General features: G+C 26.1%; 6 protein-coding genes (1 of these 6 running past the window's edge). All 6 read left to right on the top strand.

The window, feature by feature from the left end:
* Window positions 1-721, top strand: partial view of an acylneuraminate cytidylyltransferase family protein gene (locus ACTTAY_RS03710; protein WP_440672417.1) — the 3' portion only. 2 nt of this gene lie to the left of the window's left edge; only the last 721 of its 723 coding nucleotides appear in the window; the start codon is cut by the window's left edge — 1 of its three bases falls inside, at window position 1; the stop codon is at window positions 719-721.
* Window positions 714-1,760, top strand: a complete 1,047-nt coding sequence (locus tag ACTTAY_RS03705; protein WP_440672416.1) for an N-acetylneuraminate synthase family protein — start codon at window positions 714-716, stop codon at window positions 1,758-1,760. Before ACTTAY_RS03710 ends, ACTTAY_RS03705 begins: the two co-directional genes overlap by 8 nt.
* Window positions 1,750-2,187 (top strand): cupin domain-containing protein, encoded by a 438-nt coding sequence (locus ACTTAY_RS03700; protein ID WP_440672415.1) that lies wholly within the window; start codon window positions 1,750-1,752, stop codon window positions 2,185-2,187. The genes ACTTAY_RS03705 and ACTTAY_RS03700 overlap by 11 nt, the downstream gene beginning before the upstream one ends.
* A gap of 3 nt (window positions 2,188-2,190) precedes the next feature.
* The gene (locus tag ACTTAY_RS03695) at window positions 2,191-2,886 is read left to right on the top strand and encodes a glycosyltransferase (protein WP_440672414.1); all 696 of its coding nucleotides are present in this window, start codon (window positions 2,191-2,193) and stop codon (window positions 2,884-2,886) included.
* The gene (locus ACTTAY_RS03690) at window positions 2,883-3,914 is read left to right on the top strand and encodes an N-acetylneuraminate synthase family protein (RefSeq protein ID WP_440672413.1); all 1,032 of its coding nucleotides are present in this window, start codon (window positions 2,883-2,885) and stop codon (window positions 3,912-3,914) included. The genes ACTTAY_RS03695 and ACTTAY_RS03690 overlap by 4 nt, the downstream gene beginning before the upstream one ends.
* Window positions 3,915-3,925: 11 nt before the next feature.
* The coding region (neuC, locus tag ACTTAY_RS03685) for a UDP-N-acetylglucosamine 2-epimerase (protein ID WP_440672412.1) at window positions 3,926-5,000 on the top strand (1,075 nt) is incomplete at its 3' end.

Here is a 5,000-nt window from a genome sequence, read left to right as displayed (position 1 = left end):
GTACAAAAAAAAAAGAATTTTAGCAATCATAGCTGCTAGATCTGGATCTAAAAGTATTAGAGATAAAAATCTTTCTAAAATAAATGGAAAAACTTTACTTGAATGGATTATTAGCAAAGCTCTTAATTCAAAGTATATAGATAAAATTTACGTTTCTACAGATAGCTCTAAATATAAAAAATTGTCTAATAGGTATGGAGCATACTGTCCAAAACTTAGACCTAAAAATATAAGTGGAGGTAACTCAACTGAAATAGAATATATTTCTCATACCTTAAACGTTTTAAAAGAAAAAAATTTTTATCCAGACTATATAGTAAGGTTGCAACCAACTTCTCCATTTCAAACAACGAAAGATATTGATAATTCTATAAAAAAAATTGTTAATAATAAAAATGCTACATCTCTTCAAGTTGTATCAGAAAGCTCACAAAGTCCTTTAAAGGCTCTTCAACTTTATAAAAAAAAATATCTTAAGCCATATTTTTATTCAAATTCTAATAACGAGGTTTTGAATAGACAAAAATTAAAAAAATCTTATTATAGATCTAACATAATTATATCTAAAACTAAAAATATTTTGAAAAACAAAACACAGATAGGTAAAAGATCTTTGATCTACCTCATACCCAGTAATAGATCTATAGACATCAATGATAGATACGATCTTGAGGTTGCAAAAATGATAAATAAAAAATTTGGATTTTTAAAAAATGTCTAAAAAGATTGTGTTAAATAACTTTGAGGTTAATCAAGATAGTTTGCCATATATTATAGCTGAAATTGGACACAATCACCAAGGATCAATTGAAAAATGTAAAGAGCTTTTTGTAAAAGCCAAAAACGCAGGAGCAAATGCAGTAAAATTACAAAAAAGGGATAATAAAAAATTATATACAAAAAAATTCTTCAATAGCGCTTATGATAATATTAACAGTTATGGGAAAACATATGGAGAACATAGAGAAAAATTAGAATTTAATGAACATCAATATAAGGAGCTATTTGATTTTGCAAAAGATATAAATATAACTTTATTTTCAACTCCATTTGATTTTAACAGTTTAGATTTTTTAGAAAAATTTAATTGTCCTTTTTATAAAGTTGCATCAGCAGATATAACTTTTATACAATTAATAAAAAAAATTGCTGAAACTAGAAAGCCAATAATAATAAGCACTGGTTATGCAGACTTTGAGGATATAGACAGAGTCTTAGATGCTGTAAATTTCAAAAATGATGTTGCATTTTTGCAATGCTCATCAGTTTATCCAGCGGAAGCAAGTCAAATTAACCTTAATGTAATTCCGGAAATGATTAAAAGATACCCAAAAAATATTATTGGTTATTCTGGTCATGATAGCGGCATATTAATTCCTTCGGCAGCTTATTTATTAGGTGCTAGGATTATAGAGAAACATTTCACTTTAAGCAGAGCTTTAAAGGGGACAGATCATGGCATGTCTTTAGAGCCAGAAGGGTTGGCTAAAATGACTAATGGATTTAAGAAATTAAAAGACTCACTTGGCTTAAAGAAAAAAAAGAGAATGCCATATGAGAGTAAATTTGTATTTAAAATGAAAAAAACAATTGTAGCTTCAAAAAATTTAAGCAAAGGACATGTTTTGATGGATAAAGATCTTGAATTCAAATCTCCGGGAGATGGTCTAGAAAGTTATAAGGCTGATCTTTTAATTGGAAAGAAATTGAATAAAGATATAGTTGAAGATCACGTTTTAAGCTTACTAGATGTCGAGTAAAAAATTTACACAAAAAAAAATTTTCCCAAAAATTAAAAATTTGGGTGTTAGAGAATGGGGACAAGAGTTAATTTTAGCACATATACCTAAAAAACTTACATTAAAAAAATTAATCATTGAAAAAAACAAAAAAGGTGGCCTGCAATATCATCATAAGAAAAATGAATGCGGTTTAATAATAAAAGGTAAATTAAAAGTTAAATTTGATATAGGTAACGGTATTTTAAAAGAAAAAATTTTAAAGAAAGGAGATGCTTTTCACTTTCCGCCCGGATTAGTTCATCAAGAAATAGCTATTACAAAATGTGAGATTATAGAGGCCTCAACTCCACATTTTAATGATAGAGTTAGAGTGGAGAAAAAATATGGCTTAAACTTAGAAAAAGGTCTTCCAACCACATCTCTGAAACAAATTAAGTTTTATTAAATTATGGAAAAGTTAAATATTTTCATTGGTTATGACAGTAGAGAAAAAATTGCTTCAACAATCTGCAAATTTTCATTGAAAAAAAATACTACAATTCCAATTAGCATAAAGTTATTAAAAATTAAGGAGTTAAGAAAAAAAAAAATTTACTCAAGAAAAAATGACAAGAAAAGTAGTACAGAATTTACCTTTTCAAGATTTTTAGTACCACATCTCTCAAAATATAAAGGTTGGTCAATTTTCTGTGATTGTGATTTTTTGTGGTTAAGTGACCTCAAAGAGCTTCAAAAAAAATTTAATAAAAAATATGCCGTTATGTGTGTGAAGCACAATTATAAACCAAGAAAAAATTTTAAGTTTGATAATAAAAGACAATATATCTATCCAAGAAAAAATTGGAGCTCAATGGTAATATGGAACAATGAACATTTATCTAATAAAAAACTTACTTTGCAGATGATAAATAAAGAAGAGGGTAAATTTTTACACAGATTCGGATGGCTTAAGGATAATGAAATTGGAAGTGTTTCATATAACTGGAACTGGTTAGCAGGATATTATAAGATAAAAAAAAATAATAAACCAAAAGCAATTCATTATACAGATGGTGGGCCGTGGCATAAAGGATATGAAAATTCAGAATTAAGTGATAAATGGAAAAAATATTTAAATTTATATTTAAAACAAAATAAAAAATGAATTTTAAAATAGGAAAATTAGAAATTGGTAAAGGAAAAACGCATTTAATTGTGGATATTGGTATTAATCACTCTGGATCATTAGATAAGGCAATTTATTTTTCAGATCTCGCAATAGAAAACGGTGCTGAAATCATCAAACATCAAACACATATTGCTGAGAAAGAAATGTCAATAGAGGCTAAAAAATTAAAACCTGGCAATTCTAATCAAAATATTTTTAAAATAATCAATGACAATAGTTTGAAATTAGAAGATGAAAAAAAACTTTGTAATTATATAAGAAATAAAAAAAAAATTTTTATAAGCACTCCTTTTTGTCGAGAAGCTGCGGATAGATTAAATTCATTTAATGTTCCAGCTTTTAAGATAGGCTCAGGTGAATGTAACAATTATCCCCTTATAAATTATATTTGTAAATTTAAAAAACCAATAATTTTAAGTACAGGCATGAATACAATGAAAGAAGTATCTAAATCTGTATCAATTATAAAAAAAAACAAAGTTCCTTTTGCAATACTTCATTGTACCAATATATATCCAACCCCACACGAATTAATCAGACTTAATGCAATGCTTGAAATTAAAAAAATGTTTAAAGGAATACCATACGGTCTATCAGATCATTCTGAAACAAATTTTTCTTGTTATTCAGCAATTTCATTTGGTGCATCGCTTTTAGAAAAACATTTTACAGATGACAAAAAATCAAAAGGACCTGATATGACATCTTCAATGGATGTTGTGGATTTAAGAAATATGTTAGAGGCTTGTGAAATAATACCAAAAATTTTGCCAGGAAAAAAAGAGCCAGTTAAAAAAGAGTTTAAGACAATTAAATTTGCATTTGCATCAATATCAGCAATTAAAGATATTGAGAAAGGTGAAATTTTTACAGAAAACAATATTTTTCCAATTAGACCTAATACAGGTTATTTTAAACCTGCAGATTTAAAGAGATTAATTGGTAAAAGATCTAAAAGAAATATTAAAGCTAGCACTCAATTGAAGAAATCAGATATCTATTAAAATTAAATAATATGATTAAAAAAATTGTATTTATTTCTGGAACAAGAGCAGACTATGGTAAAATAAAACCTCTTATTAAAAAAATTTCAAAAAAAAAGAAAATTGAAATTTTTATTTATGTTACTGGAATGCATTTAATAAAAAAATATGGTTATACAATCAATGAAATAAAAAAAGATTTTAAAAAAAATGTTTTTTCTTTTAAAAATAATCAGGAAAATTCTGAGAATTATTTAAATATATTCAAGAATACCGTAGATACATTTGGAAAATTTATAAATCGTAAAAAGATAGATGCAGTTGTAATTCATGGAGATAGAGTTGAAAGTTTGGCAGCAGCTACTAGTGCATTTTTAAGTCAAATTAAAATCTTGCACATAGAGGGTGGTGAGGTTTCAGGAAATATCGATGAAACAATTAGACACTCTATTTCAAAACTATCAAATATTCATTTTGTATCAAATAAATTAGCCTTCAAGCGTTTATATCAAATGGGAGAGGAAAAAAGTAAAATCCATATAATTGGCTCACCAGAAACAGATGTTATTTTTTCGAAAAAGTTACCCTCTTTAAAAAAATTAACCAAAAGATATGATATAAAATTTAGTGAATACGCTATTGTAATCTTACATCCTTTTAATGAAAAACTAGATAGGTTAAAAAGAGAAATACATATTTTTTTTGAAGCAATTAAAAAAAGTCAAAAAAATTATGTGGTAATTTATCCAAACAACGATCAAGGTTCAGAATTAATAATCAATAAAATAAAAGAATTAAGAACGAATGAACAATTTAAGTTAATAAGGTCAATGCGATTTGAATATTATTTGACATTGTTAAAAAATGCCAATTTTATAATTGGAAATTCTAGCTCAGGGGTAAGAGAGTCTCAAAATTATGGAGTTCCATGTATTAATGTCGGGAACAGACAGTTTAAAAGATCTACTAGTAGAAATATATATAATTCAGATTTTAACAAAAAAAAAATTTTATATTTAATTAAAAAATTTTCAAAAAAAAAAAAGAATAAATTCAATAAAAAAAACATCAAGATTTGGAATAGGAAAAAGTGCAGAAAAATTCAGT

Source organism: Candidatus Pelagibacter sp. HIMB1715 (assembly GCF_052047595.1).
Taxonomy (GTDB): domain Bacteria; phylum Pseudomonadota; class Alphaproteobacteria; order Pelagibacterales; family Pelagibacteraceae; genus Pelagibacter.
The sequence above is the reverse complement of the archived record's forward strand: the minus strand, read 5'-3'. Positions and strand labels throughout refer to the sequence as shown.

Excerpts from the sequence above, each read along its gene's own strand:
- ACTTAY_RS03705 (WP_440672416.1), top strand. The coding sequence starts at position 714 with ATGTCTAAAAAGATTGTGTTAAATAACTTTGAGGTTAATCAAGATAGT.
- ACTTAY_RS03700 (WP_440672415.1), top strand. The coding sequence starts at position 1,750 with ATGTCGAGTAAAAAATTTACACAAAAAAAAATTTTCCCAAAAATTAAA.
- ACTTAY_RS03690 (WP_440672413.1), top strand. The coding sequence starts at position 2,883 with ATGAATTTTAAAATAGGAAAATTAGAAATTGGTAAAGGAAAAACGCAT.
- ACTTAY_RS03695 (WP_440672414.1), top strand. The coding sequence starts at position 2,191 with ATGGAAAAGTTAAATATTTTCATTGGTTATGACAGTAGAGAAAAAATT.